A 26,448-nucleotide genomic window follows, 5' to 3' on the forward strand; every position below is an offset into this window, starting at 1 on the left:
CGGCATCCTGCCGACTTATCATTGATTCAGGCCGCAATACGGGCAGTTGCCCGCCGCAGTCGAATAAACCGAACACACCCGAGGGGGAACCTTTGCAAGGTAAAGCGCTCCAAGATTTCGTCATCGATAAAATTGATGACCTGAAAGGCCAAGACATTATCGCTCTGGATGTACAGGGTAAATCCAGCATCACCGATTGCATGATCATCTGCAGCGGCACCTCTACCCGTCACGTGATGTCGATCGCCAACCACGTTGTGCAGGAAGCGCGCAACGCCGGTATGGAACTGTTCGGCATGAAAGGTCAGGAAGCTTCTGACTGGGTGGTTGTCGATTTAGGCGAAGTGATTGTTCACGTGATGCAGGAAGAAAGCCGTCAGTTGTACGAGCTGGAAAAACTCTGGAGCTAAGCGGTGAAACTGCAACTGGTAGCGGTCGGCACTAAAATGCCAGACTGGGTGCAGACCGGCTTTATGGATTATCTGCACCGCTTTCCAAAAGACATGCCGTTTGAGCTGACCGAAATCCCGGCGGGCAAGCGCGGCAAGAATGCCGATATCAAACGCATTCTGGAAAAGGAAGGCGAGCAGATGCTGGCGGCGGTGGGCAAAGGCAATCGTATTGTCACGCTGGATATCCCCGGAACGCCGTGGGAAACACCGCAGTTGGCGCAACAGCTCGAACGCTGGAAGCAGGATGGCCGCAACGTCAGCCTGTTAATTGGCGGCCCAGAAGGGCTAGCCCCCGCGTGCAAGGCCGCAGCCGAACAAAGTTGGTCACTCTCGCCGTTGACATTGCCGCATCCTTTAGTGCGCGTTCTGGTGGCTGAAAGCCTCTACCGCGCCTGGAGTATTACAACAAATCATCCTTACCACCGGGAATAATCGGTGGTAACCGTGACAGAGTGAAATAAAGCAGCGGGATGAAAATAGAACGTAACCCTTTTCGCGACTATACGGCTGAATCGGCCCTGTTTGTACGCCGCGCCCTGGTGGCGTTCTTGGTCATCCTGGTGCTGACCGGCATCCTCATCGCCAATCTGTATAATCTGCAAATCGTCCGCTTTGAGGATTACCGCACCCGCTCCAACGAAAACCGCATCAAACTGGTGCCCATCGCGCCCAGCCGCGGCATCATTTACGATCGCAACGGCACCCCGCTGGCGCTCAACCGCACGATTTACCAACTGGAACTGATGCCGGAAAAGATCGACGATCTTAAGGCTACGCTACAGGCATTGCGGCCCGTGGTCGATCTGACCGATGACGACATCACCAATTTCGAGAAAGAGCGCAAACGCTCGCGCCGTTTTGTCTCTATCCCGGTCAAAACCGCCCTGAACGAAGTGCAGGTGGCGCGTTTTGCCGTTAACCAATTCCGCTTCCCCGGTGTCGAAGTTAAAGGCTATCAGCGCCGCTACTATCCTTATGGATCTGCCCTGACCCATGTGATCGGCTACGTGTCGAAGATCAACGACCGTGACGTTGAACGGCTGGATAAAGATGGCAAGTTGGCCAACTACGCTGCCACACACGATATTGGCAAGCTGGGCATCGAACGCTATTACGAAGATACCCTGCACGGCAAAACCGGCTACGAAGAGGTTGAAGTCAACAACCGCGGGCGTGTCATTCGCCAGCTGCACGAACAGCCGCCTTCCGCCGGGCAGGACGTTTACCTGACACTGGATCTCAACCTGCAACGCTATATCGAACAGTTGCTGGTGGGCAGCCGGGCTGCGGTAGTCGTGAGCGATCCGCGCACCGGCGGCATTCTGGCGATGGTGTCCAACCCCAGCTATGATCCGAACCTGTTCGTCGACGGTATCTCCAGCAAAGACTACCAGGGGCTGCTGAACGATCCGAACCGGCCGCTGATCAACCGTGCAACGCAAGGGCTTTATCCCCCAGCCTCCACGGTGAAGCCGTACATTTCCGTCTCGGCACTCAGCGCCGGGGTGATCACCAAAAATACGACGCTGTTCGATCCCGGTTGGTGGCAATTACCCGGTTCGGAAAAACGCTTCCGCGACTGGAAAAAATGGGGCCACGGCCGCCTGAATGTGACCAAAGCGCTGGAAGAATCGGCGGATACCTTCTTCTATCAAGTCGCCTACGATATGGGCATCGATCGCCTGTCGACCTGGCTGACCAGGTTCGGTTACGGCGAATATACCGGTATCGATCTGTCCGAAGAGCGTTCTGGCTTGATGCCGACCCGCGAGTGGAAATTCAAGCGTTATAAAAAACCCTGGTACCAGGGCGATACCATTCCTGTAGGCATAGGCCAAGGCTACTGGACGGCTACGCCTATCCAGATGTCCAAGGCACTGACCACGCTGATAAACGACGGCAACGTCAAAACGCCACATCTGTTGCAGAGCACCAGAATCAATGGGGCACTGGTGCCATTTAGCCAAGAAGAAAGCAAGCAGATCGGCGATATTCATTCCGGCTTCTGGGAAATTGCCAAAGACGGCATGTATGGTGTAGCCAACCGTCCGAACGGGACGGCGCGTAAGTACTTCGCGGATGCACCTTACAAAGCCGCGGCGAAATCGGGTACCGCACAGGTATTCGGCTACGAAACCTACAACGCCCACAAACTGGCGGAGCACCTGCGTGACCACAAATTGATGACGGCGTTTGCACCGTACAACAACCCTACGGTGTCGGTCGCCATCATTCTGGAAAACGGCGGCTCCGGTCCGGCGGTCGGGACAATAACCCGTCAGATCCTCGACCATATCCTGTTGGGCGATAACAATACGCAATTACCATCTGAAGCCCCACTGCCACCAGGCGTAGAGGGTGATTAAGGTAGAACATGACTGAAAGCCAACAAAAAGGGTCGATCTGGACCAAAATCCACATCGATCCTACATTCCTGCTACTCATTCTGGCCCTGCTGGTCTACAGCGCGTTCGTCATGTGGAGCGCCAGCGGGCAGGACATTGGCATGATGGAGCGCAAGATCGGCCAGATCGTCATGGGGCTGATCGTGATGGCCGTCATGGCACAAATCCCACCGCGGGTGTATGAAAGCTGGGCGCCGTATTTGTATATCTTCTGCGTAATCCTGCTGATTTTGGTGGATGCCTTCGGCCAAATCAGTAAAGGGGCTCAGCGCTGGCTTGATCTCGGCTTTGTGCGCTTCCAGCCGTCCGAGATTGCCAAGATTGCCGTGCCGCTGATGGTGGCGCGCTTTATGAACCGCGACGTCTGTCCGCCTTCGCTGAAGAATACCGCCATCGCACTGGTGCTCATTTTCCTGCCAACGCTTTTGGTTGCCGCACAACCGGATCTGGGGACCTCAATTCTGATCGCCGCCTCCGGCCTGTTCGTGCTGTTTCTGTCCGGCATGAGCTGGAAACTGATCGCCGTGGCTGCGGTATTGCTGGCTGCCTTTATCCCCGTACTGTGGTTCTTCCTGATGCACGGCTATCAGCGCGACCGCGTCATGATGCTGCTCGATCCGGAAACCGACCCGCTTGGTGCCGGCTATCATATTATTCAGTCAAAAATCGCTATTGGCTCCGGTGGTCTGTCAGGCAAGGGTTGGCTGCACGGTACACAGTCGCAGTTGGAATTCCTGCCGGAACGCCACACCGACTTTATCTTCGCGGTGTTGGCCGAAGAGTTAGGGCTGATCGGGGTGCTGGTGCTGCTGGCACTGTACCTGCTGGTGATTATCCGCGGTCTGATGATTGCCGCCAAGGCACAAACGACCTTCGGCCGAGTGATGGTCGGCGGCCTGATGCTGATTTTGTTTGTTTATGTGTTTGTTAACATTGGCATGGTCAGTGGCATTTTACCGGTAGTTGGCGTACCTTTGCCTCTGGTCAGCTACGGGGGTTCGGCGCTGATTGTGCTTATGGCCGGGTTCGGCATCATCATGTCGATCCACACGCATCGGAAAATGATGTCTAAAAGTTTATAAGAGGTGAGTAATGCGTAAGGAATGGCTTTGGGTCGGCGTAGTCGCGGTGTTACTTTCCGCCTGTACCGCCCCGACCTCGGAACAGCAAGCACCGCCGCAGCAGCCGTATAACGGGCCGGTGGTGGAAATCGGTGGCGTTGAGCCTCAATATGAACCCTATAACCCTAATAACTTGCAGGATTATAAGGTTAATGGCGACACTTACCGCATTGTTAAAGATCCGCAGAACTTCTCGCAAACCGGTCTGGCGAGCTCCTATGGTGAAGAAGCCCGAGGCAACACCACGGCGCTGGGTGAACAGTTCGATCCTAACGGTCTGACCGCCGCACACCCGACGCTGCCGATCCCAAGCTACGTACGCGTGACCAACCTGGCCAATGGCCGCCAACTGGTGGTTCGGGTTAACGATCGCGGCCCTTACACCAAAGGTCGCATTATCGATCTGTCGAGAGCCGTGGCCGATCGCCTGAACCTGTCCAACAACACCAAGGTCAAGGTTGATTTCATCAATGTTGCACCGGACGGCACCCTGAGCGGTCCTGGCACCATCGGTACTACCGTCGCCAAACAAAGCTACGCCCTGCCTTCACGCCCGGATCTTGGCTCCAGCAGCATGGGCACCCCGGTACAGCAGGACGTTCCTGTCGCCAGCGGCGCAGCAGTTCGCCCCATTGACAACAGCAGCCTGAATAACGGCGATGACGCCCCAGCAGCGGCCACCAGCAACAGCGGCCGCAGCGGTTTCCTTGGTGCGCCGAGTGCCGTACCGGCTGGCGTGTTGGAAGGCTCAGAGCCTGAACCTGCAGTCAGCGCTGCCGCCATTGCGGCCCCTGTAGCTGCCACAGCAGCCGTTGGTGCAGGCAGCATGGCTTCTGGCGGAAGCTATGTCGTCCAGGTTGGTGCACTGAGCAGTGCCGAACGTGCACAGACCTGGCAACAAAGCCTGAGCCAAAAGTTTGGCGTGCCCGGTAAAGTGGCTGCCAGCGGCAACGTTTATCGCGTACAGTTAGGCCCGTTCAGCAGCCGCCAACAAGCGACTCAGCTGCAGCAGCGCCTCGCTAGCGAAGCGCAGCAACAATCTTTTGTCACTGCTGCACCTTAAACAGAGTTCCGGCAGATATCGCGACTGATACTCCTTCCTTTAGCTGAAACATTTTCTTTCAGCTAAAGCCAGTAAAGCGCGATGAGTCAGAGGATTGGCTAATGCCTGCCGGGATCTCATCTGTTATAGTGTGGCTCGTTTTTAACTTTACCCTCATGGATGTTGTAGTCTCGATCATGAAACAAGTAACTTCTTTCCGCTTAATCAAGAGCATAGCGCTCGGCACCGTTATCGCGATGAGTGCAACTACTGTTGCGCATGCCGATGACGTTAATATCAAGACCATGATCCCAGGGGTACCGCAGATCGACGCGGAAGCCTACGTCCTGATTGATTACAACTCCGGTAAAGTTTTGGCCGAAATGAACGCCGATGCGCGCCGCGACCCAGCCAGCCTGACCAAAATGATGACCAGCTACGTCATCGGCCAGGCACTGAAAGCAGGTAAAATCGGCCAGGAAGACCTGGTTACCGTCGGACAAGATGCCTGGGCAACCGGCAACCCGGTATTCAAAGGCTCTTCGCTGATGTTCCTGAAGCCAGGCGACCGCGTACCGGTTTCCAAGCTGACCCGCGGCATTAACCTGCAGTCCGGCAACGATGCCTGTGTGGCCATGGCCGACTACGTGGCAGGCAGCCAGGACGCGTTTGTTAATCTGATGAATACTTACGTCAGCAAGCTGGGCCTGCAGAACACCCACTTCCAAACCGTACACGGCTTGGATGCACAGGGTCAGTACAGTTCAGCACGCGATATGGCGTTGATCGGCCAGGCGCTGATCCGCGACGTACCAGATGAATACGCGATTTATAAAGAAAAAGAGTTCACCTTCAACAATATCCGTCAGATGAACCGTAACGGTTTGCTGTGGGACACCAGCCTGAACGTGGACGGCATCAAAACCGGTCATACCGATGCAGCAGGTTATAACCTGGTTGCCTCTGCAACAGAAGGCCAGATGCGCCTGATCTCTGCGGTGCTGGGTGGTCGTACTTATAAAGGCCGTGAAACCGAAAGCAAAAAACTGCTGACGTGGGGCTTCCGCTTCTTCGAAACCGTTGCGCCACTGAAAGTGGGTAAAGAGTTTGCCTCTGAGCCAGTGTGGTTCGGCGATACAGACCGCGTTGAATTGGGCGTAGACAAAGACGTCTATCTGACCATTCCACGCGGCCGCATGAAAGACCTCAAAGCCAGCTACGTGTTGAACACACCAGAAATTCATGCCCCTCTGGCTAAAAACCAGGTTGTCGGCAGCATCAACTTCCAGCTCGATGGCAAAACCATCGATCAGCGCCCACTGGTGGTGATGAACGAAGTGAAAGAAGGTGGTTTCTTCAGCCGTATCGTGGATTACATCAAACTGATGTTCCACCACTGGTTCGGTTAACAGTTGAAACGGGCGAAATCGCCCCCATATACTGATTAACTTTAACTCCCGCTCCGGCGGGAGTTATAATTTATAGATTAGCGATACCCTAAATAATTGGAGTTGCGTCGAGGCGGCAACCGTATGAATCCCGATGAACTTACTCAAGTAAGTGATTCGGCTAAGTAAGGGCAGCCAACAAAGGGGCAGTTTCAAGTATGACGGGACTATATTGATAGCCGCACTCTGGAGCGCACATGAAAACTAAACTGAACGAACTGCTCGAATTCCCTTGCTCATTTACCTACAAAGTAATGGGCTTGGCACAACCCGAGCTGGTAGACCAGGTGGTTGAAGTGGTGCAGCGCCATGCTCCTGGGGACTATAACCCACAGGTTAAACCGAGCAGCAAAGGCAATTACCACTCCGTTTCCATCACCATTAACGCGACTCATATAGACCAGGTGGAAACCTTATATGATGAGCTGGGCAACCTTGAAATTGTCCGCATGGTGCTGTAATTCCAGCACAAAAACCTGCTTTTCAGCCCGGGCCAGAGCATTCTCTGCCCGGGTTGCGCATTTTTGGTCAGCGAAATGCTGGTCGCGGGCCAGAGCGCCCGGTATAATGGCATTACCACTTCTGTAACCTGGCGATGACTCTTTTGCAACCAGACAAGATCATTTTGCGTCAGCTGGGGTTGCAGCCCTACGAGCCTGTATCCCAAGCCATGCACAACTTCACCGATCGCCGAATCGAGACCACGCCAGATGAGCTGTGGCTGGTTCAGCATCAGCCGGTGTTTACCCAAGGCCAAGCCGGTAAAGCCGAGCATCTGTTAATGCCGGGTGACATTCCGGTGATTCAGAGCGATCGCGGCGGCCAGGTGACCTATCACGGCCCGGGGCAGCAGGTGATGTATGTGATGGTTGATCTGAAACGCAACAAGGTTGGCGTTCGGCAGCTGGTCACGGCTATTGAAGATACCGTTATTAATACCCTTGCCCATTTCAACATCGCGTCACGCGCCCGTCCGGATGCGCCCGGTGTTTACGTGGGGGAGCAAAAAATTTGTTCGTTGGGTTTGAGGATCCGCAAAGGCAGTTCATTCCACGGCTTAGCCCTGAATGTCGCCATGGATCTTACCCCCTTCCAGCGTATCAACCCTTGTGGTTACGCCGGCATGCAGATGACACAGGTCAGCGCGGTTGTGCCTGGCGTTGGTATTGAAGACGTACACCCAGTCCTGGTACAGGAATTTGTTCATTTACTCGGCTACCCGAAGGTCGAGCTTCGTAACTGGAACCTGCACGATTATGAGTAAACCAATTCAGATGGAACGCGGCGTCAAATACCGCGATGCAGACAAAATGGCGTTGATCCCGATTAAAACGGTGGTCACCGAACGGCAGGAGCTGTTGCGTAAACCCGAGTGGATGAAAATCAAACTCCCTGCCGACTCTACCCGCATTCAAGGCATTAAAGCCGCAATGCGTAAAAACGGTCTGCATTCGGTGTGCGAAGAAGCTTCTTGCCCAAACCTGTCTGAGTGCTTCAACCACGGTACGGCCACCTTTATGATCCTGGGCGCTATCTGTACCCGCCGCTGCCCATTCTGTGACGTGGCACACGGTCGCCCTGTTGCCCCGGATGCTAACGAGCCGGAGAAACTGGCTCAGACCATCGCCGATATGGGCCTGCGTTATGTGGTCATTACCTCGGTTGACCGCGACGATCTACGTGACGGCGGTGCTCAGCACTTTGCCGATTGTATCGCTGCCATCCGCGCCAAGAACCCGACCATCAAGATTGAAACCCTGGTACCGGACTTCCGTGGCCGTATGGATCGCGCACTGGAAATCCTGACCGAAACGCCACCAGACGTGTTCAACCACAACCTGGAAAACGTACCGCGCGTCTATCGTCAGGTTCGTCCGGGCGCTAACTACGAGTGGTCACTGAAGCTGCTGGAACGCTTTAAAGAAGCACATCCTCACATCCCAACCAAATCAGGCCTGATGGTCGGTCTGGGTGAAACCAATGCGGAAATCGTTGAAGTGATGCGCGATCTGCGTCGCCATGGTGTGACCATGCTGACTCTGGGCCAGTATCTGCAGCCAAGCCGTCATCACCTGCCAGTACAGCGTTACGTCAGCCCGGCAGAGTTCGACGAAATGAAAGAAGAAGCGATGGCTATGGGCTTCACCCATGCCGCATGCGGTCCGTTTGTTCGTTCATCCTACCATGCCGATTTGCAGGCAAAAGGGATGGAAGTGAAGTAATCGCAGCAATGAATTGTTACGTTTCTCATCACGGAAACGCCAAAAAACGGATGTCCTTGCGGCATCCGTTTTTTATTGCCCAACCAAAAGCGTCATTACTGGTCTTTCTTTTCCACGCTCTGCGGGTTGGACTGGCTTTCAGCGGTGTTCGCTGCTGGCGGTGTCGTATCATCACCGACCGCCTTTTTAAAGCCTTTCAGCGCAGCGCCTAAATCTGCGCCCAAAGAACGCAGCTTGCTGGTACCGAACAGCAAGATGATCAACACCGCAATCACCAGAAGTTTGGTAATACTGAGACCTTCCATACTCACCTTCTTATTCATATAGCGCTGCGGACGCAGCGAAACAACAAAGCTTGCCTGATAATATTTACCTACTTTCCCTGAGCCAAAACAACATCAACATGTAACAGAGTGAGATCTTGAGCCAAGATGCTATTTTAAATGCATTGAACATTAATCAGACTATTCTGAGTTTCTTAGCTGCATGCTACGCTGTCATTCTACTTACTGTGGAGTTGCCGGATGTACACGCCTTCAGTCATTGATACCAGACGTTCCGGCCTCAGCTTCGCCAGACGCACCTATCTGCCTCGCATTGTCGGCCTTGGGGTCGGTTTTATCTGTGTATTCTCGGTGCTTTATTCACAGCAGACGTCTTCTTGGATATGGGGCCTGCTGGTTCTCCACGGTTTTATCTGGCCACACCTTGCCTATCAATGGGCACGTCGTTCCGCTATGCCTTTCAAGGCTGAGATCCGCAACCTGCTGATCGATTCATTTTTTGGTGGGCTGTGGGTGGCGATGATGGCATTCAATGCCTTACCGTCAGTCGTTATCCTGTCGATGATGGGCATGAACAACATTGCCTCCGCCGGAAAATCACTGTTCCTCAAAGGATTGGCCGTGCAAGTGTTCAGTGCCCTGGCGATCGGTGCCGTGCTGGGTTTTCCCTTTCAACCACAAAGCACAGCGCTGCAGATCTATCTGTGCCTGCCGATGATCTATCTCTACCCCACACTCTTGGGGTTGGTGACGTACCGCACCGCCAAACGGCTGGCGGAGAAAAAACAGGAACTGCTGCGTATCAGCATGCGTGACGGCCTGACAGGGCTGTATAACCGCCGTCATTGGGAACATTTGCTCCATCACCAATTTGACAGTTGCCGGCGCTATCAGCACAGCGCAACACTGATTTTGATGGATATCGATCGTTTCAAAACCATCAACGACACCTTCGGGCATGCGCTGGGGGACGAGGCCCTGGCGGTGTTGGCCGAAGAGCTGTTAATTGGATTACGTGCAGTGGATATTGTTGGGCGCTACGGCGGGGATGAGTTTGGAGCCGTATTGCCAAACACCAGTGCTGAACAAGCCAGTATTGCGCTGGTACGCATTCAGGAGCGGCTGAACGACATTATTTTCCGTGAGGCGCCACAGCTAAGATTGAATATCAGCGCCGGCATCGCCGATTATCACGGTGAAATGACCGGCTATCTGGACTGGTTAAAAGCCGCTGACAACGCGTTGTATCGTGCGAAGAACAACGGCCGCAATCGTCTGGAACTCGCGGTGCCCAATCATTAATACCAAGAGTGACAATTTCTGCTTTCCACGTCACTTTTGATACTACAAAACCGTCGGCGCTGGGTGTAAGATCCCACCTGCGCGGCAAAAACAGCGGCGTCGAATCACGGAGATGACATTCCTCCATAACCGCCTTCACAGGCTGATGATGTCTACGTAACCTCTCAGAGGGGTACGTAGCATTGTGCCTGGACCTTTCTGAGTTTGACTTCCCATTTAATGAAAGGCAGTTTTGACCATGTTGAGTTCTTTACTGGCAGTTTTTATTGGCGGCGGTGTGGGCAGCGTACTGCGCTGGGCCATCAGTATGAAGATGAACCCGCTGAATGCCCATATCCCCCTGGGTACTCTGGCGGTGAATTTGCTGGGGGGTTTTATCATCGGCGCCGCTATCGCCATTTTCTCTCGAATGACGCATCTGGATCCTACCTGGAAGCTGCTGATTACCACCGGTTTCTGCGGCGGTTTGACCACCTTCTCCACCTTTTCGCTGGAAGTGGTCTATTTGCTGCAAGATGGGCGTTTCGCCTGGGCTCTGGCCAATATGTTACTCAACCTGGCGGGCTCGCTGGCGATGACCCTGCTGGCGTTTATGCTGGTCATTTGGATTAATGGGCAATGAGCTAATTTCGTTGCCTTAATGTTTCCTTAATCTGCCCAGCCCATAATCTCATCCAGTATCCCCCACTGGATGAGAACTCAGATGTTTAGTCTGCCAAGAACCGCCACTGAAGTTACCGCAACTCTGCTGTGCCTGCTGATTGTTGGCACCTTCATCAAGGTTTATCTGTTCGCCTGACGTTCAGCGCCCCGACACCGACCTTTACAGTTGTGATATTGCCTATTGCCGTTGTTGCATTACAATTGAGAATGAACGTTCACACCCAGAAAGTGAAACGCATTTCTCTTGGCAAAGGATCGGGACATGATATCCACCAGCGACAGCAGGCAGGCTAAAGTACAGGCTCGCCGCGACCAGATTGTCGACGCAGCAAAACTCTGTTTTCGCCAGCACGGTTTTCACGCCGCCAGCATGGCGGAAATCGCACAAAACTCCCAACTGAGCGTCGGCCAGATCTATCGCTACTTCGACAACAAAGATGCGATCATCGAAGAGATCGTTAATCGTATCATCACCAGTAAAATGCGGCGGCTCGAGGATCTCGGCGATCATATCAACCTGATCGCCGGCACTTTGGCAGCACGCACCCTGTTTCAACAACCCGGTGAAAGCGAAACCGACCACATGTTGATGTTGGAGGTTACTGCCGAGGCCACACGTAACCCGAGCGTGGCGAAAATGCTCAGCGATGCGGAAACACGGTTATTCCACCATGTTTGCCAGAACCTACAGCGGATCTACCCACACTTCAGCGAGCAGGAAATCGCCGCCAGGGTAGAGTTTATTGCCGTATTAAGCGAAGGTACCGGCTATCGCATTCTTACCACCCAAAAAGCCGATATCAGCCTGCTCAGCGGCCTATACCAGCAAGCTATCTCTCACCTGTTCAGGAAACCATAATCCTCATGACCAGACACATAGCCAGACAACGTCTGGTGTACGCACTCGTACTTGGCCTGCTTGCCTCACTGGGGCCGCTGTGCATCGATCTTTACTTACCTGCCCTGCCGGAAATGGCCGGAGAGTTGAATACGTCAACATCCACGGCACAGCTCAGCCTCACTGCCGGTCTGCTCGGGCTGGGGGTCGGTCAGCTGATTTTTGGCCCCTACAGCGACAAACTTGGCCGCATGCGTCCGCTGCTGCTTTCTCTGGTACTGCTGTTGGTTGCTTCCCTGTGGTGTGCTCTGGCACCCAACATCGACCAGTTACTGATAGCCCGGCTGTTACAAGGGTTAGCAGGGGCAGGTGGTGCCGTTATCTCCCGCGCCATCGCCCGCGATCTCTATTCCGGGCACGAACTCACGCGCTTCTTCGCCCTGCTGATGCTGGTCAACGGCCTGGCACCGATCATTGCACCTGTATTGGGTGGCGCGATGCTGCAGTTTATGGACTGGCGTGGCATTTTCGGCGCGTTGGCGGCCATCGCGGTACTGCTGTTTACTCTCGCCAGCCTGAAACTGCACGAATCACTGCCCGCGGAGCGTCGTAGCCAGGGTGGGATCTTGGCAATGTTGCAATCTTTGGGGGGGTTGCTCACTCAGCGCCAATTCATGGGCCTGTGCCTGACGCAAGGCTTTGTCATGGCCGGCATGTTCGCCTACATCGGCGCCTCTCCCTTCGTATTACAGCAGATTTATGGCCTCAGCCCACAAATGTTCAGCCTGTGCTTTGCCGTCAATGGCGTTGGGTTGATCATTTCTGCGCAAGTCGCCAGCCGTCTAAGCATGCATTTTGGTGAAAGAAAGGTACTGAAAGGCGGCTTAACATTAGCGGCTATCTCATCGCTGCTGTTGCTGCTGGCTGCCGGTTTGCATGCACCGCTAGGACTGCTAATGGTGCCACTGTTCTTCTCGGTAGCGGTGATCGGGATTGTCGGCCCGACAGCATCATCTTTAGCGATGCAAAGCCAGGGGGACAAGGCGGGGAGCGCATCTGCGTTGATCGGCGTGAGCATGTTTGCGCTCGGGGCATGCAGTGTGCCACTCACCGGGTTGGGCGGTACTTCCAGCGTGTCGATGGCACTGACTATTGTTGGCTGTTACGCCATTGCCATCCTGCTGTTTAGCTTACTGGTACGTAAACAACCGGCCTGAGTTACCGAAAAATAATAATAAAAAACCCGCTCAAGGAGCGGGTTTTAAGAATTTCGGCTACTGTAGCTTAGATAGCGATAACGTTAGCAGCAGATGGCCCTTTGGCACCGTTCGTGATTTCAAATTCTACACGCTGGCCTTCAGCAAGAGTTTTGAAACCATTGCTAGCGATAGCAGAGAAGTGAACGAAAACGTCCTTGCTGCCATCTTCCGGAGTAATGAAGCCGAAGCCCTTGGATTCATTAAACCACTTAACGCTACCTTTAATCTTAGACATCAAACTTACCTTTAACGTGAATGTAAGACACAAAACGTGTGTCCAGTACAGTACAGCAATTAGACGGGATTTTGTCCACAACCTGGATCACATAAAATCGATAAAAAGTGAAAAAATCCATCTCGAACGGTGTAAAGCCTGTGTCCTCTTGGCCATTACCGTATTGAGCAGTCCGATCCTCTTTAAACCCTGGCGAACAACGACCGAACGCCTGTTTCACGAACAGTCAACGCACGTTGCCACCGTGATGCAGACACAATCGCTATGAAATATAACCAGATAGTCTTTTTGCTTCCGGCTGCCCTGCACTAGGGTTAAAGCTTACTAACCACTGTGAGCCAAGACTATGACCCGCCAACTGGCCGAAAAAATCGTCGCCTACCGCCGTGAACTGCATCAGAACCCTGAGCTGTCCAATCACGAGTTTGCTACTACCGCCCGCCTCACCCGCTGGCTGGAAGAGGCCGGTATCCGTATTTTACCGCTGGGGCTGAAGACCGGCGTAGTGGCCGAAATCGGCAGTGGAAAGGGGCCAATCATTGCGCTGCGCGGTGACATTGACGCCCTGCCGATCGAGGAAATTTCCGGCGTGCCGTTCAGTTCGCAAAACAGCGGGGTGATGCACGCCTGTGGGCATGATTTTCATACCTCGGTCATGCTTGGTGCCGCACACTTGTTGAAAGCACGTGAGGCCACCCTGCCCGGTACGGTTCGTATTTTCTTTCAGCCGGCAGAAGAAACCTTCAACGGTGCTCAACATCTGATCGACGCTGGCGCGCTGGATAACGTAGCCGCCGTGTTCGGCTTGCACAATGCACCGGAACTGCCGACCGGCACCTTTGCTACCCGCGCAGGTGCGTTTTACGCAAACGTTGATCGCTTCCAGATCCTGATCACCGGCAAGGGTGCTCACGCCGCCAAACCGGAGCAAGGCGTCGACACCATTGTGACCGCCAGCCAGATTGTCAACGCACTGCAAACCCTGCCCAGCCGTAGCTTTAGCTCACTGGAATCGCTGGTCGTCAGCGTTACGCGCATTGAAGGCGGCAATACCTGGAACGTCCTGCCACAAACCGTGGAGCTGGAAGGTACAGTGCGTACCCATAGCGATAAAGTACGCCGACAGGTACCGGATAAAATCCGCCAGGTGATTAACGGCGTAGCCGCTTCGCTTGGCGCAGAAGCGGAACTGCGCTGGCAGGCCGGTCCACCTGCCGTCGTGAATGACGCGCGCTGGGCAACGTTCAGTAAAACGGTCGCTGCTGAAGCAGGTTACCGGGTAGAAGAAGCCGAATTGCAGATGGGCGGTGAAGACTTCGCCCTTTACCTGCACCACGTACCGGGCGTCTTCGTCAGTATCGGCTCAGCCAGTGAGTTCGGTCTGCATCATCCACGCTTTAACCCGGATGAACAGGCCATTTTCCCTGCGTCACAATATTTCGACCTGTTGGCAGAACGCACTCTGCAACAATTAGCTACCGCACCAGAAAAAGCCACCAGCAAGGTGTAAAAACTCACCCAGGAATAAGCCGCAGCGCAGTGTATTCTGCGCTGCGGCTTATTATTTTTGCGCTGTTATATTTGCTATTTTCAACATTTGAATATGCTGTTTTGTTGTTTTACATCCTGATGTTGCTCATCAATAGTGGTGCTCTAGAGATAGCGCCACAGGGGCACTTAACAGGGTGATAGCAATGAGCAACAGTGCGAAGAATCAACGACAATTGCGCCTTGGCGCCATTTTGCATGGCGCATCAGGAAATATGTCTGCCTGGCGGCATCCCGATGCCACCGCCGATGCCAGCATTAATCTCGATTTTAATATTGCCACGGCAAAGAAAGCCGAACAGGGTAAATTAGATTTCGTGTTTGTGGCTGACGGTTTATATATCAATGAGAAATCCATTCCGCATTTTCTCAATCGTTTTGAACCGCTAACCCTGCTTGCCGCCCTCTCTGCCGCCACGCGTAAAATTGGGTTAGTGGGCACCCTATCAACTTCGTACAGCGATCCCTTTACCGTTGCACGCCAATTCGCCAGCCTCGATCACCTGAGCAAAGGGCGTGCAGGCTGGAACGTGGTGACTTCGCCGCTGGAAGGATCGGCAAAGAACTTCTCACGTGCAGAGCACCCCGAGCACAGCCTGCGCTACCGCATTGCCAGCGAATACCTCGACGTCACCAAAGGATTATGGGACTCGTGGGAAGCCGACGCCTTTGTGCGCAACAAACACAGCGGCGAATTCTTCCGTGCCGATAAACTCCATACCCTGAATCACCAGGGTGAGTTTTTCTCGGTACAGGGGCCACTGAATATTGGTCGTACACCACAAGGCCGCCCGATCCTGTTTCAGGCGGGCGCCTCGGAAGACGGCAAGCAATTAGCAGCCAAACACGCCGACGCGATCTTCACCCACCATGATACCCAACAACAAGCTCAGACGTTTTATCGTGACGTCAAAAAACAGCTGGTAGAGCAAGGGCGCGAACCGGATGACCTGCGGATCTTCCAGGGTGTCAGCGTGATCGTCGGAGACGACCATGAAGACGTGGAGCGTCAGTATTGGGAAACCGCACGTCTGGTCAGCATCGAAAACGCACTCAACTACCTTGGGCGCTACTTTGAACACTATGACTTCTCCCGCCACCCTCTGGATGCGCCGTTCCCGGATATTGGTGAACTCGGACAAAACAGTTTCCGCAGCACCACCGACACCATCAAGCGCAATGCTCGCGAACGTAACCTGACGCTGCGTGAAGTCGCGCTGGAGGCGGCTTCACCGCGCCCAGTATTTGGCGGTACGCCAGAAGCGGTGGCGGACGGCCTGCAAAACTGGTTCGACACCCATGCTGCCGACGGCTTCATCATCAGCGGCGGCACGCCAAATTCATTCAGCCACTTTGTGGATCGCGTGGTGCCGATCCTGCAGCAACGCGGCCTGTTCCGCAGCGATTACAGCGGCGATACGCTGCGCGAGCACCTTGGTCTGAAACAGCCACTCAACCAATTTACGCAATGACCTGGCTGATGAGGAGCCTACCGATGGCAAATGACGTTTTTATCCAAACGCTGCCGGACGACCCGCTGATCGAGCCGGTAATCGCAGGGTTGTTCGGTGAGTACCGCCAACGCTATGGCGACTATTTTGGTGACCAAGAACAGGAACCATTGAGCCTGTACGCCCCCCCACAGGGCGCCTTTATCGTGCTGCTTCGCGCAGAGGAACCGATCGCCATGGGGGCGTTCAAACGCTACGATCAACAAACCGCTGAACTCAAACGCATTTGGACGCGGGCCGATCTGCGCCGCCAGGGCTTGGCACAACGGGTTTTGCAGCAGTTGGAAACGCTGGCGGGGGAACAAGGCTATCGCCAACTCTATCTGACCACCGGTTTTCGTCAGCCTGAGGCCGTGGGCTTGTATTTAAGCAATGGCTATCAACCACAGTTCGACACCACGATCGACAGCGAAGTCTACAGCCGCCCGCCTTATGACGGCCGGCTACCGTTTCGTAAAAGCCTGATAACAGCGGATGCGCTCTGTTGTGCACCCGAAAGGAAGATTGCCTAAAGCTCCCCCTTTTTCTGTTTCAGGAGACCCGTAATGTCCAAACAAGAAGTCTTAAAAGTGGTGCCCGCACGCTACCCGTTCCGGCTGGTAGGCGCGCTGTTTTCGGTCTTTATTCTGGCGGCTATTGTGCAGTCAGTCGCGGTTAACGAGCGCTGGGAATGGGGTGTATTTGCCGAATGGTTCTTTGCACCTGCAGTGTTGTCGGGCTTGGGGCAGACTCTGCTACTGACGTTGCTCGGCACCCTGTTCAGCATCATCCTTGGCACCCTGCTGGCGTTGGCGCGACTGTCGCGATCTTACCTGTTGGCGTCCCTGGCATGGGGATACATCTGGCTGTTCCGTTCGCTCCCCCTGATTCTGGTGTTGATCATCCTGTATAACTTCTCTTACCTGTATGATGCCATCTCACTGGGGATCCCCTTTACTTCCGTGGTGTTCGCCAGCTACCCGACCATTGATATCCTCAGCCAATTTTCCGTCGCCGTACTCGGGCTCACGCTGGTGCAATCTGCCTATACCGCAGAAATCATCCGCGGCGGCATTATTGGCGTGGAGTACGGCCAGCATGAAGCTGCTGCCGCACTCGGCCTGCCAGGCTACCGCCGTACTTTCCGTATTATTTTGCCACAGGCGCTGCGCTCCATCATCCCGACGGGCTTCAACGAAATCATCAGCCTGGCGAAGGGAACGTCCATTGTCTACGTACTGGCACTGCCAGAGCTGTTTTACACCATCCAGGTTATCTATAACCGCACCCAGCAGGTCATTCCGCTGCTGATGGTCGCCACCATCTGGTACCTGTTCATTACCACGGCGCTGTCAGTCATCCAGTATTACATTGAGCGCTATTTCGCCCGTGGCGCGGTGCGCGAACTGCCGCCAACGCCATGGCAGAAACTGGCTGGCTGGTTCAAACGTTAGGAGAATCCCATGTCCGAAGCCATTGATTATTATGCCCTGCGCGAAGAAGCGTCGGTCCGCAGCATCGCGCCAGTGCCTGCTCGTGGCCTGATTGAAATCAGTAACGTGAGCAAGTTTTTCGGTAAGCACAAGGCTCTGGACGACGTCAGCCTAACGTTGCAACCGGGTACCGTCACGGTGATTCTCGGGCCATCAGGTTCAGGAAAATCTACGCTGCTTCGCGCTATTAACCACCTGGAGCGCGTCGACGAAGGGTTTATCCGTATCGACGGTGATTACGTTGGCTATCGCCGCAAGGGGGACAAGCTGTATGAGCTAAAAGAGAAGGCCATTCTCAAACAGCGCATCAATGTCGGCTATGTATTCCAGAACTTCAATCTGTTCCCTCACCTAACGGTACTGGAAAACATCACTGAGGCGCCGGTAGTCCATAAAATTTACTCGCGAGCACAGGCCAGAGACGTCGCCTATCAGCTGCTGGACACTGTTGGTCTGCGCCACAAAGCCGACGCTTATCCACGCCATTTGTCCGGCGGTCAACAACAGCGCATCGCCATTGCCCGCGCACTGGCATTAAACCCCAAAGTCATTCTATTTGATGAACCCACTTCCGCACTCGATCCAGAGCTGGTTGGGGAAGTCTTGGATGTGATCAAAGGACTGGCGGATCTGGGCGTAACGCTGGTGGTGGTAACCCATGAGATTGGCTTTGCGCGCGAGGCAGCGGATCAGATTGTGTTTATGGTCGATGGAAAGGTTGTCGAACAGGGCGATGCGCGTCGAGTACTGAACCATCCACAGCATCATCGCACCATCAATTTTCTCAACAAGGTGCTGTAACCGGTGGGGCGCAAAACGCGCCCCACTTATTCATGCCACTGCGAAACGGCGTTTTTCGGCATCGAAATCCAGCGGTTTGATACCCCGCTGGTTACGATCTTGTTCCGTCAGCAACGCAGCCGGAATAAACCAGGTCACTTCAAACAGCAACCCGTCCGGATCGTGGCCATAAATACTCTTATGCACGCCATGGTCTTCCTCAAGCCCAAGAATACCGCGTTGTGCCAACTGATCGCGAATGCGCTCCAGTTCTTCCAGGCTATCGACTTCCCACGCCAAATGGTACAGCCCGGCAGGTGGCTCATTTTCCGCCGGCGGTTCACCGTTCGCACGAAATACCCCCGCTCGCTGCTGCCCCAGATTCTTGCTGAACAACGCCAGGTCGTGATCGTTTTCTGAATCAGCGGCTTGGGTAAACACTGCTTTGTCAGGGTTATCGGTGGCTTTAAGCTTAAAACCCAGAACCTGATGATAAAAATCCGCGCTCTGCTGCACGTCGCTGACATACAGAACCGCATGATTTAGCCGTTTAATTCCCATCTATTTTCCTTGTCAGAAATGAATAACGTCAGGCTGAAAATAGCATGCGGGCAGAAACCCGCTAAATGCCGTTATTGCATTATCAAATGCTGGGCACACAATCTGTCACTGCAAGGCATTCCGCGCTATCATAAGCACTGTATTGAACGACTTTATGAGAATGATGATGAACGGCAAGATAACGACTTTTTTTGAAGACAAAGGCTTCGGCTTTATTACCGATGAGAACGGGGAAAATCGTTATTTTCACGTGATTAAAGTGCAGAATCCGGAGCTGATCAAGAAAAACGCGGCGGTGACTTTCGAGCCGACCAACAATACCAAGGGCCCTTCGGCGTTTGCGGTCAAGGTACTGGCATCGAGCAAGTACATCATCATCGCCAACGAAAGAATCAAAATCACCAGCATTAAATCCTTCAACACCTTCACCAAAGAAGTGCCGGTGAAAGCGGACGTGGATAAAGAAAACACGGTGCTGTCTGTAGGCCTGTTGATGAATCGCATTCGTCCACAGTCCGAAGATGCGGCGCAAACCATGCAGACGCTGCGTATGCTGACAATCACCACGTTCCAGAACGACACCTACACTTTCTCGGAGCACGAGATCGACATGGATGAAACGCTGAAAGTGCTGAAAAGCCTGTAATCACACCCCCCGCCAGCCGCATATACCCTATGAATTTCGAGTTGCAGCTAGGCGCCCAGCTAGCTCATCCCCAGGCGCTTACTTCAGTAAGTAACTGGGGGGAAATAGTGCAGGTAACAACGCTGCAGCTTGAAAGGCGACGGGTATAAAACATTCAAAGCAATTTGATATCACCTGTGTTAGCGTGGGTTTTCACCTGACACAGGCCATTCATTATGTCTGATACCAGTAGTGTTAAAAGCTTCATTAACCGCTCGACTAAAATCGCCTGCCCTAAATGCGCTTACGTCACCACCCAAAAATGCGCCACGCTACGAAAAAATGTCATGCTGATCTGCCCAAACTGCGGCACGGAATTTGAACCCAAACAGAACTAAAAAACCTACTTGAACATAATGTGGCCAACACTGTTGCCACTGACCACATTAAACGACTCAACACGGTTACGCCCTTGCGATTTGGCGCGATAAAGCGCGATGTCAGCCATATTCATGAGCTGTTCCAGCGACTTCACTTCGTTCATCGCCAAACTGGCAACGCCGACGCTGATGGTAATGTTTAACGGCGTTTTCCCTCTGGGATACACATCAGCCTTTTCTACCAATTGCCGCAAATGCTCCCCCAAAGCCAACCCTTGCGCCGCCAGCGCACGCGGCAGCATGATGGCAAACTCTTCCCCACCCAAGCGGCCAAAGAGCTGATCGTGACGCAGCTCGCGCCGAACGACATGCGCAAAGGAAGCCAATACCTGATCGCCAACCAAATGGCCGTAAGTGTCGTTAATTTGCTTGAAATGGTCGATATCGATCAGCAGCAGCGACACCGCCTCTTTCGACTTATGTTTATGCTCCAACAACTCGCCCGCCTTGCGCGTCAGTGCGTTACGCGCCAGTACCCCGGTAAGGAAGTCGTGATTAGCACTGTGCTCCAGCCGCCGGAGTAGCTTGCGATTAACGGCGATCGAACTCGCCAGGATCAGCGGCCCCATAACCAACATGGCGATCCCCAGGCGGGCCGACATCAGCGTATCGAGAAACGCATTGTGGTTGTTCGGCGTTTCATACAGCATCAGGTTGGCGGAGATGCTGCTGATCTCGGTCATGCCCGTCAGCAGTGTCAGCAAGGTCACAGTGAACAGCTGGTAACGCACCGCGCACCACAACAACGCCGGGATAGGGAAGGCAATGGCGCCCGGCCCACCGATATACACACTGAACGCCAACGAAAACAACAGGGCAAACAGCGGCATACTGCCACGCAGTCGGTAGTTGATCTGCATTCGCAGCAGTTGCTTGAGCCGCGGTGCCGCCAGCAGCACCGGCAATAACAGTAAATTGGTTGAGAATTGTTCGCTGAACCACGCCAGCCAGGCGATCACCGCCGTGTTGTTGTACAGGCTTTCGTTACGCAATATCGACAAAGTCGAAGCCACGGCCGCCCCGCTCAGGCTAGCGGTAAACATATACAGTATTGCCTGAGGTTTACCCATCCGGCGCTGCGACTTCGGCAGCATCAGCATTACGGCATAACCAGTACCAATCAGCGACATGTTGCAAGCATTAAGCCACATAGCCAGTGACAGGCTTTCACCATTAGCCAAATCAGCCGCAATCATCCCAAGATAGGTGATGACCCACCCCGCCGGGGTGGCATAAGCAGGCTTGCGTAATAACAGGCCGAGCAAAATCGCATTCACCGGCCAAAACAGGGAAAGTGAGCCTATTGGGCGAGTAAAAATACCCAGCAGTGAAAGTAAAAATGCCAGCAGAAAAAGTGTGATCAACTGGACGGCGGCAGGCAGGCTATGTTTGGTGTTTATTCTGGCGTTCATCGCCTTACCCATATATTGATAATAACCAGAGAAATTCTACGCATATTCCCCCGACAAACATAATGAGGAAGACATGACAACCGGACCTTAACGTAAAAAATAGAGACAATTCAAAACGAAATAAATGGCAGCTCGCCCGACAATAATACCCAGAGATATCTATCAGCATAGCGCAAACCCATGTCAGACAGCATTAACACAAAAACCATAAAATAAAGGAGGGTATTATTTGCCACCTTGCTGTTCTGCTGGCCAATATTTTCCTGTAACTCGCCCAGAAGCGCAATTCATAAAAAAAGCCCGCACAGTGCGGGCTCGCTTGAAGAGCAGCTAATCGACAGTTACGACACAGCCATTGCATGCCTGTGTTGCTGCTCATTGTATCGCCAGAAGCTTAAGCACACCTTAGCAACAAAAAACCCGGTCTAGGAACCGGGAATATTTGTACGAAATGCAGTGTTAGCCCAAGCAGGCTAATAACACGCAGCATTTTACGCGTCAATTGTGTAGAGAAAATGAGCAAGGCCATGCCTATAAAAGCACAATGCGAGGGCAATACCCCCCCTTCGTTGACGAAAAGGGGATTAACCGTTACGCCAGTTTGGCAGCAAAGCCCGCAACACGTTGGCCGTATAAGCTGGCAGTTTCCAAATCGCCCGACAGCATCTCATCCACACTGGCGTCGGCGGGTGTTTGCACCAATAGCCCGACTGACCCACCCAGATTGTTTACGTCGGTGCGCTGTGCCGATTTGGTATTAGCAGGCATCAATCCCAGGCTGACCCACAGACCACCATGCTGCGAAGCCAGCGTTTGCAACGCGATCAGCGTCACTTGCTTGTCGCCATTCAGGCTGGCACTGTTAGTAAACCCACCGAAAACCTTGTCCTGCCATTTGCGGCTAAACCAGGCTTTTGAACTGGCATCAGCAAACTTCTTGAATTGCCAGGATGGGCCACCCATATAGGTCGGTGAACCAAAGATGATTGCATCCGCCTCATCCAGTTTCTGCCAGGCTTCATCGCTGATATTGCCTTCCTGATCGATAGCGATCAGTTCTGCCTCTGCCCCTTGCGCGACAACTTTTGCCAAACGCTCGGTGTGGCCGTAGCCGGAATGAAAGATAACCACTGTCTTCGCCATAATGGACTCCAGGTCATTGCATTAGAATGCCGACGGCACTCGAAGTTACTCTGATCCAATCTAATCAACTGGCCCTGGAGTGAATACCAAATTTATCTGACAGAGTTATTCAAAAAAACCGGACGCTGCTCATCCCCCCACAACCGTCACACTTTGCTGCCGTGCGAAATCGATAAACGCGCGAAGTGGGCGTGGCATTTGCTGATTGGCAGGATAATAAAGGTAAAAACCAGGAAACGGCGGCGTCCAGGCCGTCAACAACGATAATAGCCGCCCCGCTCGCAAGGCTTCGCTAGCCTGGCTCTCAAATAAATAGGCAATGCCCAGCCCATCAGTTGCCGCACGAATCAGAACCTGCGGATCGTCCACAATTAGCGGGCCTTCCACTGCGATCTCCGATACTTCCCCATCACGCTCGAATTCCCAGCGGTAAAGATTGCCGTTGGTCGGCCAGCGAGTATTCAGGCAGCGGTGCTGGCGCAACGCATCGGGTGTTTGCGGTGTTCCGAAGCGTGCCAAATAAGTGGGAGAAGCCACCACGCACATCCGCTGTTTGTCACCCAGTGCTACGGCCACCATATCTTTCGGCAGCCGCTCATGCAGGCGCACACCCGCGTCAAAACCGGCTGCCACAATGTCTACCAGCCGATCCTCCACGCTCAGGTCCACAATGATGTCAGGATAGTGTGCATTAAACGGGGCCAACAACGGGGCCAAATAATGGATAGCCGCCAGACTGGACGCATTGAGCCGCAGGGTGCCTGCAGGCTGCAACCGTAATGCCGCAGTCTGTGTAACAGCAGACTCAATCTCAGCCATCGCCGGCCTTAGTCGGGCCAACAGCTGCTCCCCTGCCTGAGTCAGAGCCACACTGCGGGTCGTGCGATTCAACAGGCGCACACCCAGCCGAGCTTCCAGATTACGCTGCGTTTGGCTAAGCGCTGAAGCGGACATACCCAATTGCGCGGCCGCACGGGCAAAGCTGCCATATTCAACAATGGCAGCAAAGGCGCGCAGTTCTGCAAAGTCACTCCCTCTCATTATGCTCTCCATCCTTAATAATTCATGAAGATTATAGCGTATTCAATACACGCTCGACGGGGCCTATCCTTGAGAAAAACCACAGAGGAAACACCTGATGCAAACATCACTGGCCCTAAACCACTACCGCCTACTCGGCCGTTCCGGCCTGCGAGTCTCCCCATTAGCTCTTGGAACCATGACCTTCGGCACCGACTGGGGCTGGGGGGCGGAACAGGCAGAGGCTCGCCGTCTGTTTGACGTTTATGTCGAACGCGGCGGCAATTTCATCGATACCGCCAACCGCTACACCGAAGGCAGCGCCGAGCGCTTTTTGGGAAAATTCGCAGCCGGACGCCGCGATCGCTTGGTGATTGCCACCAAATACACGCTCCCCATGCAGATAGACAACCCTAATTCGGGCGGTAACCACCGCAAAAGTATGATCCACTCGGTGGAGGAAAGTCTGCGGCGCCTGAACACCGATTATATCGATCTGTTGTATCTGCATGCCTGGGACTTCACCACTCCGGTAGAAGAGATTATGCGCGCCATGGATGATCTGGTGCATGCCGGTAAGGTGCTGTACCTGGCGGTTTCGGATCTTCCTGCCTGGCAAGCTGCCAGAATGCAAACACTGGCCGATTTACGCGGTTGGTCACCGTTGATTGGCCTACAGATCGAATACAGCCTGCTGGAACGCACCGTAGAGCGCGAGCTGATCCCGATGGCACGTGAATTAGGTTTGGGTGTTATCCCTTGGTCGCCGCTGTCTGGGGGTATATTAAGCGGTAAATACAGCCGACAAGACCTGCAGCCATTGGAGGAAGAAAGCGGTACCCGACGCGCTATGATACGCAATAAAGGTATGCTCACCGAACGCAATATTTCTATTGCCGAAACAGTGCAATCATTGGCCGACGCGTCCGGCTTCAGTCCTTCGCAAGTGGCCCTGGCCTGGACGTTACGAAATCCGGCGGTAACCGCCCCCATTATTGGCGCACGCACACAGGCGCAGCTGGAAGATAATCTGGGGGCGTTGGATGTCAGACTAACGGAAGATCAATGGCAACGGCTGGAAATCGCCAGCGCCGTTGAGCTAGGTTTCCCTCATGATTTTTTGGCGTTGCAGGCCTCACGCGACATTATGTTTGGAGAACTCGTGATTTCATGCAGATAAAAAAAATCCCGCTCAAGGCGGGATAAACTTAACAGGGATGGGTACTACACTACAGGGAATGGATAACACACAACATCATCGGGTAGCTGTTAAACTACCAGCCTCAATGTATAGAACTGTCATCCCTGCGTAAGGTTGATCCGGCAGATGTAACGCCGGATGGAAATGTGACATTTTTACTGCAGCGCCCTGTGTTCATGGCAGCAAAAATTCCCCCATCGCGCTCACAGAAATGATGAATAAATCATCAGTAAAGGGCTATTGATGACGCTGAATGGTAGAGTGAGTTTCCCTACATCGACCCGGTGAAAGATATGTCTATCTTTGAAGCCCTTAAGATGTTCAGCGACACATCAGTAAAAATGACCTGTCCAAAGTGCGCTCACGTTTCTGAACAAAATCGCCGGAAAGTGCGTAAAAACATCACCATGATTTGCCCTAAATGCGGCCACTATTTCCTTCCTGACGAAAAATAGTGTCTTCAACACCTCACCGCCTTTAGTGCGAAAGCTGAGTGGTATAGTTGGCGGCAACCCAGCGGTAGCCGTTGCCCTCGGCCTTCACATGGCCCAGTCCGGGGAATGAGATATGGGCTGCGGCCACCCAATCGCCCTCACGCGCCACCTGTGCCAAAATACGCTCTCGGGTTTGCACTGCCTGCTGCTGGTTCACATCAAAGTGGATCGCCACCTCAGGGTCCGGCATTTGCACCGCCTTGGCGTGAATGATATCGCCCCACAATACCAGCGTTTGCCCTTCGCTTTCGACCCGATAGACCACGCTACCCGGCGTGTGGCCCGGTGCCGGTAGCGCCTGGATACCGTCCAGTACTTTTAGTGGCGCAGTGAAGGTTTTCAGCTTACCGGCGGCGATCACCGGGTTAAGCGAATCTGCCGACTCCTTGAAGGTATGCCTCTGGCTCGCCTCCACCTTGCTGAGATTGGCCGTGTTCAACCAAAAATCCACGTCTTTTTTATCGACATAAACCAGCGCATTAGGAAATGCCGGTTTGCCGTTTAACGACACTCCGCCAGAGTGATCGCCATGTATGTGGGTCAACAGCACCGCGTCCAGGGTTTCCGCTGGGTACCCCGCCGCACGGAGATTTTCCAACAAGTGCCCACCGGCTTTGCCGAATAACGGTCCGGCCCCCGTATCAACCAATACTCGCTGCTTGCCGGTATCAATAACAAAGGTGTTGATTGAAGTTTCCGCCTGCGGCGTCATCGCCTCCTGGGCCATCCTTTGCTTCAGCGCCTGCGGCGAGATATGGGTCAACAATTTATCGAGCGGAATGGTCACCGTGCCGTCGGACACGGCGGTAATGACAAATTTACCCAGTGGCATGCGGTAATAACCCGGTGCCTGGACCTGCGGCTCCGCCACGGCGGCCCCCGTCAACAGTAAGCCGGCAAATGCCAGCGCAGAAAGCAGCTTCATAACATCCCCTTCAGTTAGAAAAATGCGTCGCCTTTAACGCTGACG

Annotated in this window: 29 protein-coding genes and 1 riboswitch; of the genes, 22 read left to right on the top strand and 7 right to left on the bottom strand. The window is 53.7% G+C overall.

Annotation, left to right across the window (positions count from 1 at the left end; all coding sequences use genetic code 11):
- Positions 1-92 precede the first annotated feature (92 nt).
- From rsfS to lipA, 9 genes are all read left to right on the top strand, one after another.
- On the top strand, positions 93-410 hold the full coding sequence (rsfS, locus tag ACI2J2_RS12125; protein ID WP_037417998.1) for a ribosome silencing factor: 318 nt from the start codon (positions 93-95) through the stop codon (positions 408-410).
- A 3-nt stretch (positions 411-413) separates the two neighbouring features.
- Positions 414-884 carry a 23S rRNA (pseudouridine(1915)-N(3))-methyltransferase RlmH gene (gene rlmH / locus ACI2J2_RS12130; RefSeq protein WP_004949595.1) on the top strand — a complete coding sequence of 157 codons (471 nt, stop codon included), beginning with the start codon at positions 414-416 and terminating at the stop codon, positions 882-884.
- 38 nt (positions 885-922) lie between these two features.
- Entirely contained in the window at positions 923-2,818 is a 1,896-nt protein-coding gene (mrdA, locus tag ACI2J2_RS12135) for a peptidoglycan DD-transpeptidase MrdA (RefSeq protein ID WP_209636376.1), read from the top strand.
- Positions 2,819-2,826: 8 nt separating this feature from the next.
- Positions 2,827-3,939 (top strand): peptidoglycan glycosyltransferase MrdB, encoded by a 1,113-nt coding sequence (gene mrdB / locus ACI2J2_RS12140; RefSeq protein ID WP_012005638.1) that lies wholly within the window; start codon positions 2,827-2,829, stop codon positions 3,937-3,939.
- A 10-nt stretch (positions 3,940-3,949) separates the two neighbouring features.
- On the top strand, positions 3,950-5,041 hold the full coding sequence (gene rlpA / locus ACI2J2_RS12145) for an endolytic peptidoglycan transglycosylase RlpA (protein WP_209636378.1): 1,092 nt from the start codon (positions 3,950-3,952) through the stop codon (positions 5,039-5,041).
- Positions 5,042-5,217: 176 nt separating this feature from the next.
- A complete protein-coding gene (gene dacA, locus ACI2J2_RS12150) occupies positions 5,218-6,429 on the top strand; it encodes a D-alanyl-D-alanine carboxypeptidase DacA (RefSeq protein ID WP_037417985.1) in 1,212 nt (403 codons plus the stop codon).
- A 236-nt stretch (positions 6,430-6,665) separates the two neighbouring features.
- Positions 6,666-6,929, top strand: a complete 264-nt coding sequence (ybeD, locus tag ACI2J2_RS12155; RefSeq protein WP_020825613.1) for a DUF493 family protein YbeD — start codon at positions 6,666-6,668, stop codon at positions 6,927-6,929.
- A 134-nt stretch (positions 6,930-7,063) separates the two neighbouring features.
- On the top strand, positions 7,064-7,732 hold the full coding sequence (gene lipB, locus ACI2J2_RS12160) for a lipoyl(octanoyl) transferase LipB (protein ID WP_209636380.1): 669 nt from the start codon (positions 7,064-7,066) through the stop codon (positions 7,730-7,732).
- On the top strand, positions 7,725-8,690 hold the full coding sequence (lipA, locus tag ACI2J2_RS12165; RefSeq protein ID WP_020825611.1) for a lipoyl synthase: 966 nt from the start codon (positions 7,725-7,727) through the stop codon (positions 8,688-8,690). The genes lipB and lipA overlap by 8 nt, the downstream gene beginning before the upstream one ends.
- 95 nt (positions 8,691-8,785) lie before the next feature.
- Here lipA and tatA read toward each other — a convergent pair whose 3' ends face one another.
- Complete coding sequence (gene tatA / locus ACI2J2_RS12170) at positions 8,786-8,995, bottom strand: Sec-independent protein translocase subunit TatA (RefSeq protein WP_209636903.1); 210 nt, start codon at positions 8,993-8,995, stop codon at positions 8,786-8,788.
- A 219-nt stretch (positions 8,996-9,214) separates the two neighbouring features.
- On the opposite strand from tatA, the gene ACI2J2_RS12175 reads away from it, so the two are divergent.
- From ACI2J2_RS12175 to ACI2J2_RS12190, 4 genes are all read left to right on the top strand, one after another.
- Positions 9,215-10,276, top strand: coding sequence for a diguanylate cyclase (locus tag ACI2J2_RS12175; RefSeq protein WP_400768326.1), 1,062 nt, complete (start codon positions 9,215-9,217; stop codon positions 10,274-10,276).
- Between the two features lie 99 nt (positions 10,277-10,375).
- A riboswitch (Fluoride riboswitch) is annotated at positions 10,376-10,438 on the top strand.
- A gap of 76 nt (positions 10,439-10,514) precedes the next feature.
- Positions 10,515-10,898, top strand: a complete 384-nt coding sequence (gene crcB / locus ACI2J2_RS12180; RefSeq protein ID WP_209636387.1) for a fluoride efflux transporter CrcB — start codon at positions 10,515-10,517, stop codon at positions 10,896-10,898.
- Between the two features lie 303 nt (positions 10,899-11,201).
- On the top strand, positions 11,202-11,798 hold the full coding sequence (locus ACI2J2_RS12185; RefSeq protein WP_209636390.1) for a TetR/AcrR family transcriptional regulator: 597 nt from the start codon (positions 11,202-11,204) through the stop codon (positions 11,796-11,798).
- A 5-nt stretch (positions 11,799-11,803) separates the two neighbouring features.
- On the top strand, positions 11,804-12,994 hold the full coding sequence (locus ACI2J2_RS12190; RefSeq protein ID WP_209636392.1) for a multidrug effflux MFS transporter: 1,191 nt from the start codon (positions 11,804-11,806) through the stop codon (positions 12,992-12,994).
- Positions 12,995-13,061: 67 nt separating this feature from the next.
- On the opposite strand, the gene cspE is transcribed toward ACI2J2_RS12190, so the two are convergent.
- Positions 13,062-13,271, bottom strand: coding sequence for a transcription antiterminator/RNA stability regulator CspE (gene cspE, locus ACI2J2_RS12195; protein ID WP_002210315.1), 210 nt, complete (start codon positions 13,269-13,271; stop codon positions 13,062-13,064).
- Positions 13,272-13,617: 346 nt separating this feature from the next.
- On the opposite strand from cspE, the gene ACI2J2_RS12200 reads away from it, so the two are divergent.
- The 5 genes from ACI2J2_RS12200 (at position 13,618) to ACI2J2_RS12220 (ending at position 18,603) form a co-directional block, all read left to right on the top strand.
- The gene (locus tag ACI2J2_RS12200) at positions 13,618-14,781 is read left to right on the top strand and encodes a M20 peptidase aminoacylase family protein (RefSeq protein ID WP_404760164.1); all 1,164 of its coding nucleotides are present in this window, start codon (positions 13,618-13,620) and stop codon (positions 14,779-14,781) included.
- Positions 14,782-14,965: 184 nt separating this feature from the next.
- Complete coding sequence (locus tag ACI2J2_RS12205; protein ID WP_400768345.1) at positions 14,966-16,291, top strand: LLM class flavin-dependent oxidoreductase; 1,326 nt, start codon at positions 14,966-14,968, stop codon at positions 16,289-16,291.
- Between the two features lie 23 nt (positions 16,292-16,314).
- Positions 16,315-16,842, top strand: coding sequence for a GNAT family N-acetyltransferase (locus tag ACI2J2_RS12210; protein WP_265554492.1), 528 nt, complete (start codon positions 16,315-16,317; stop codon positions 16,840-16,842).
- A 33-nt stretch (positions 16,843-16,875) separates the two neighbouring features.
- Positions 16,876-17,763, top strand: a complete 888-nt coding sequence (locus tag ACI2J2_RS12215; protein ID WP_265554494.1) for an amino acid ABC transporter permease — start codon at positions 16,876-16,878, stop codon at positions 17,761-17,763.
- A gap of 9 nt (positions 17,764-17,772) precedes the next feature.
- Positions 17,773-18,603, top strand: a complete 831-nt coding sequence (locus ACI2J2_RS12220) for an amino acid ABC transporter ATP-binding protein (protein WP_400768349.1) — start codon at positions 17,773-17,775, stop codon at positions 18,601-18,603.
- Between the two features lie 30 nt (positions 18,604-18,633).
- Here the strand turns inward: ACI2J2_RS12220 and ACI2J2_RS12225 are convergent, their stop codons facing one another.
- Entirely contained in the window at positions 18,634-19,143 is a 510-nt protein-coding gene (locus ACI2J2_RS12225) for a VOC family protein (RefSeq protein ID WP_400768352.1), read from the bottom strand.
- A gap of 166 nt (positions 19,144-19,309) precedes the next feature.
- Between ACI2J2_RS12225 and ACI2J2_RS12230 the strand changes: the two genes are divergently transcribed.
- Positions 19,310-19,789, top strand: coding sequence for a cold-shock protein (locus ACI2J2_RS12230; RefSeq protein WP_404760295.1), 480 nt, complete (start codon positions 19,310-19,312; stop codon positions 19,787-19,789).
- A gap of 215 nt (positions 19,790-20,004) precedes the next feature.
- Entirely contained in the window at positions 20,005-20,166 is a 162-nt protein-coding gene (locus ACI2J2_RS12235; protein WP_245209914.1) for a YnfU family zinc-binding protein, read from the top strand.
- 5 nt (positions 20,167-20,171) lie between these two features.
- On the opposite strand, the gene ACI2J2_RS12240 is transcribed toward ACI2J2_RS12235, so the two are convergent.
- The 3 genes from ACI2J2_RS12240 to ACI2J2_RS12250 form a co-directional block, all read right to left on the bottom strand.
- Complete coding sequence (locus ACI2J2_RS12240; RefSeq protein WP_245209918.1) at positions 20,172-21,620, bottom strand: GGDEF domain-containing protein; 1,449 nt, start codon at positions 21,618-21,620, stop codon at positions 20,172-20,174.
- A 591-nt stretch (positions 21,621-22,211) separates the two neighbouring features.
- Positions 22,212-22,763: a flavodoxin family protein gene (locus ACI2J2_RS12245; protein WP_209636406.1), complete on the bottom strand. Its 552-nt coding sequence runs from the start codon at positions 22,761-22,763 to the stop codon at positions 22,212-22,214.
- 129 nt (positions 22,764-22,892) lie between these two features.
- Positions 22,893-23,804: a LysR family transcriptional regulator gene (locus ACI2J2_RS12250; protein ID WP_265554500.1), complete on the bottom strand. Its 912-nt coding sequence runs from the start codon at positions 23,802-23,804 to the stop codon at positions 22,893-22,895.
- 97 nt (positions 23,805-23,901) lie between these two features.
- On the opposite strand from ACI2J2_RS12250, the gene ACI2J2_RS12255 reads away from it, so the two are divergent.
- Both ACI2J2_RS12255 and ACI2J2_RS12260 read left to right on the top strand, forming a co-directional pair.
- On the top strand, positions 23,902-24,963 hold the full coding sequence (locus tag ACI2J2_RS12255) for an aldo/keto reductase (RefSeq protein WP_400768357.1): 1,062 nt from the start codon (positions 23,902-23,904) through the stop codon (positions 24,961-24,963).
- Positions 24,964-25,277: 314 nt separating this feature from the next.
- On the top strand, positions 25,278-25,439 hold the full coding sequence (locus ACI2J2_RS12260) for a YnfU family zinc-binding protein (protein ID WP_265554504.1): 162 nt from the start codon (positions 25,278-25,280) through the stop codon (positions 25,437-25,439).
- Between the two features lie 22 nt (positions 25,440-25,461).
- Here ACI2J2_RS12260 and ACI2J2_RS12265 read toward each other — a convergent pair whose 3' ends face one another.
- Entirely contained in the window at positions 25,462-26,403 is a 942-nt protein-coding gene (locus ACI2J2_RS12265; protein ID WP_400768359.1) for an MBL fold metallo-hydrolase, read from the bottom strand.
- Positions 26,404-26,448: the final 45 nt, after the last annotated feature.

This window comes from Serratia sp. NPDC087055, assembly GCF_044900985.1.
GTDB lineage: Bacteria > Pseudomonadota > Gammaproteobacteria > Enterobacterales > Enterobacteriaceae > Serratia.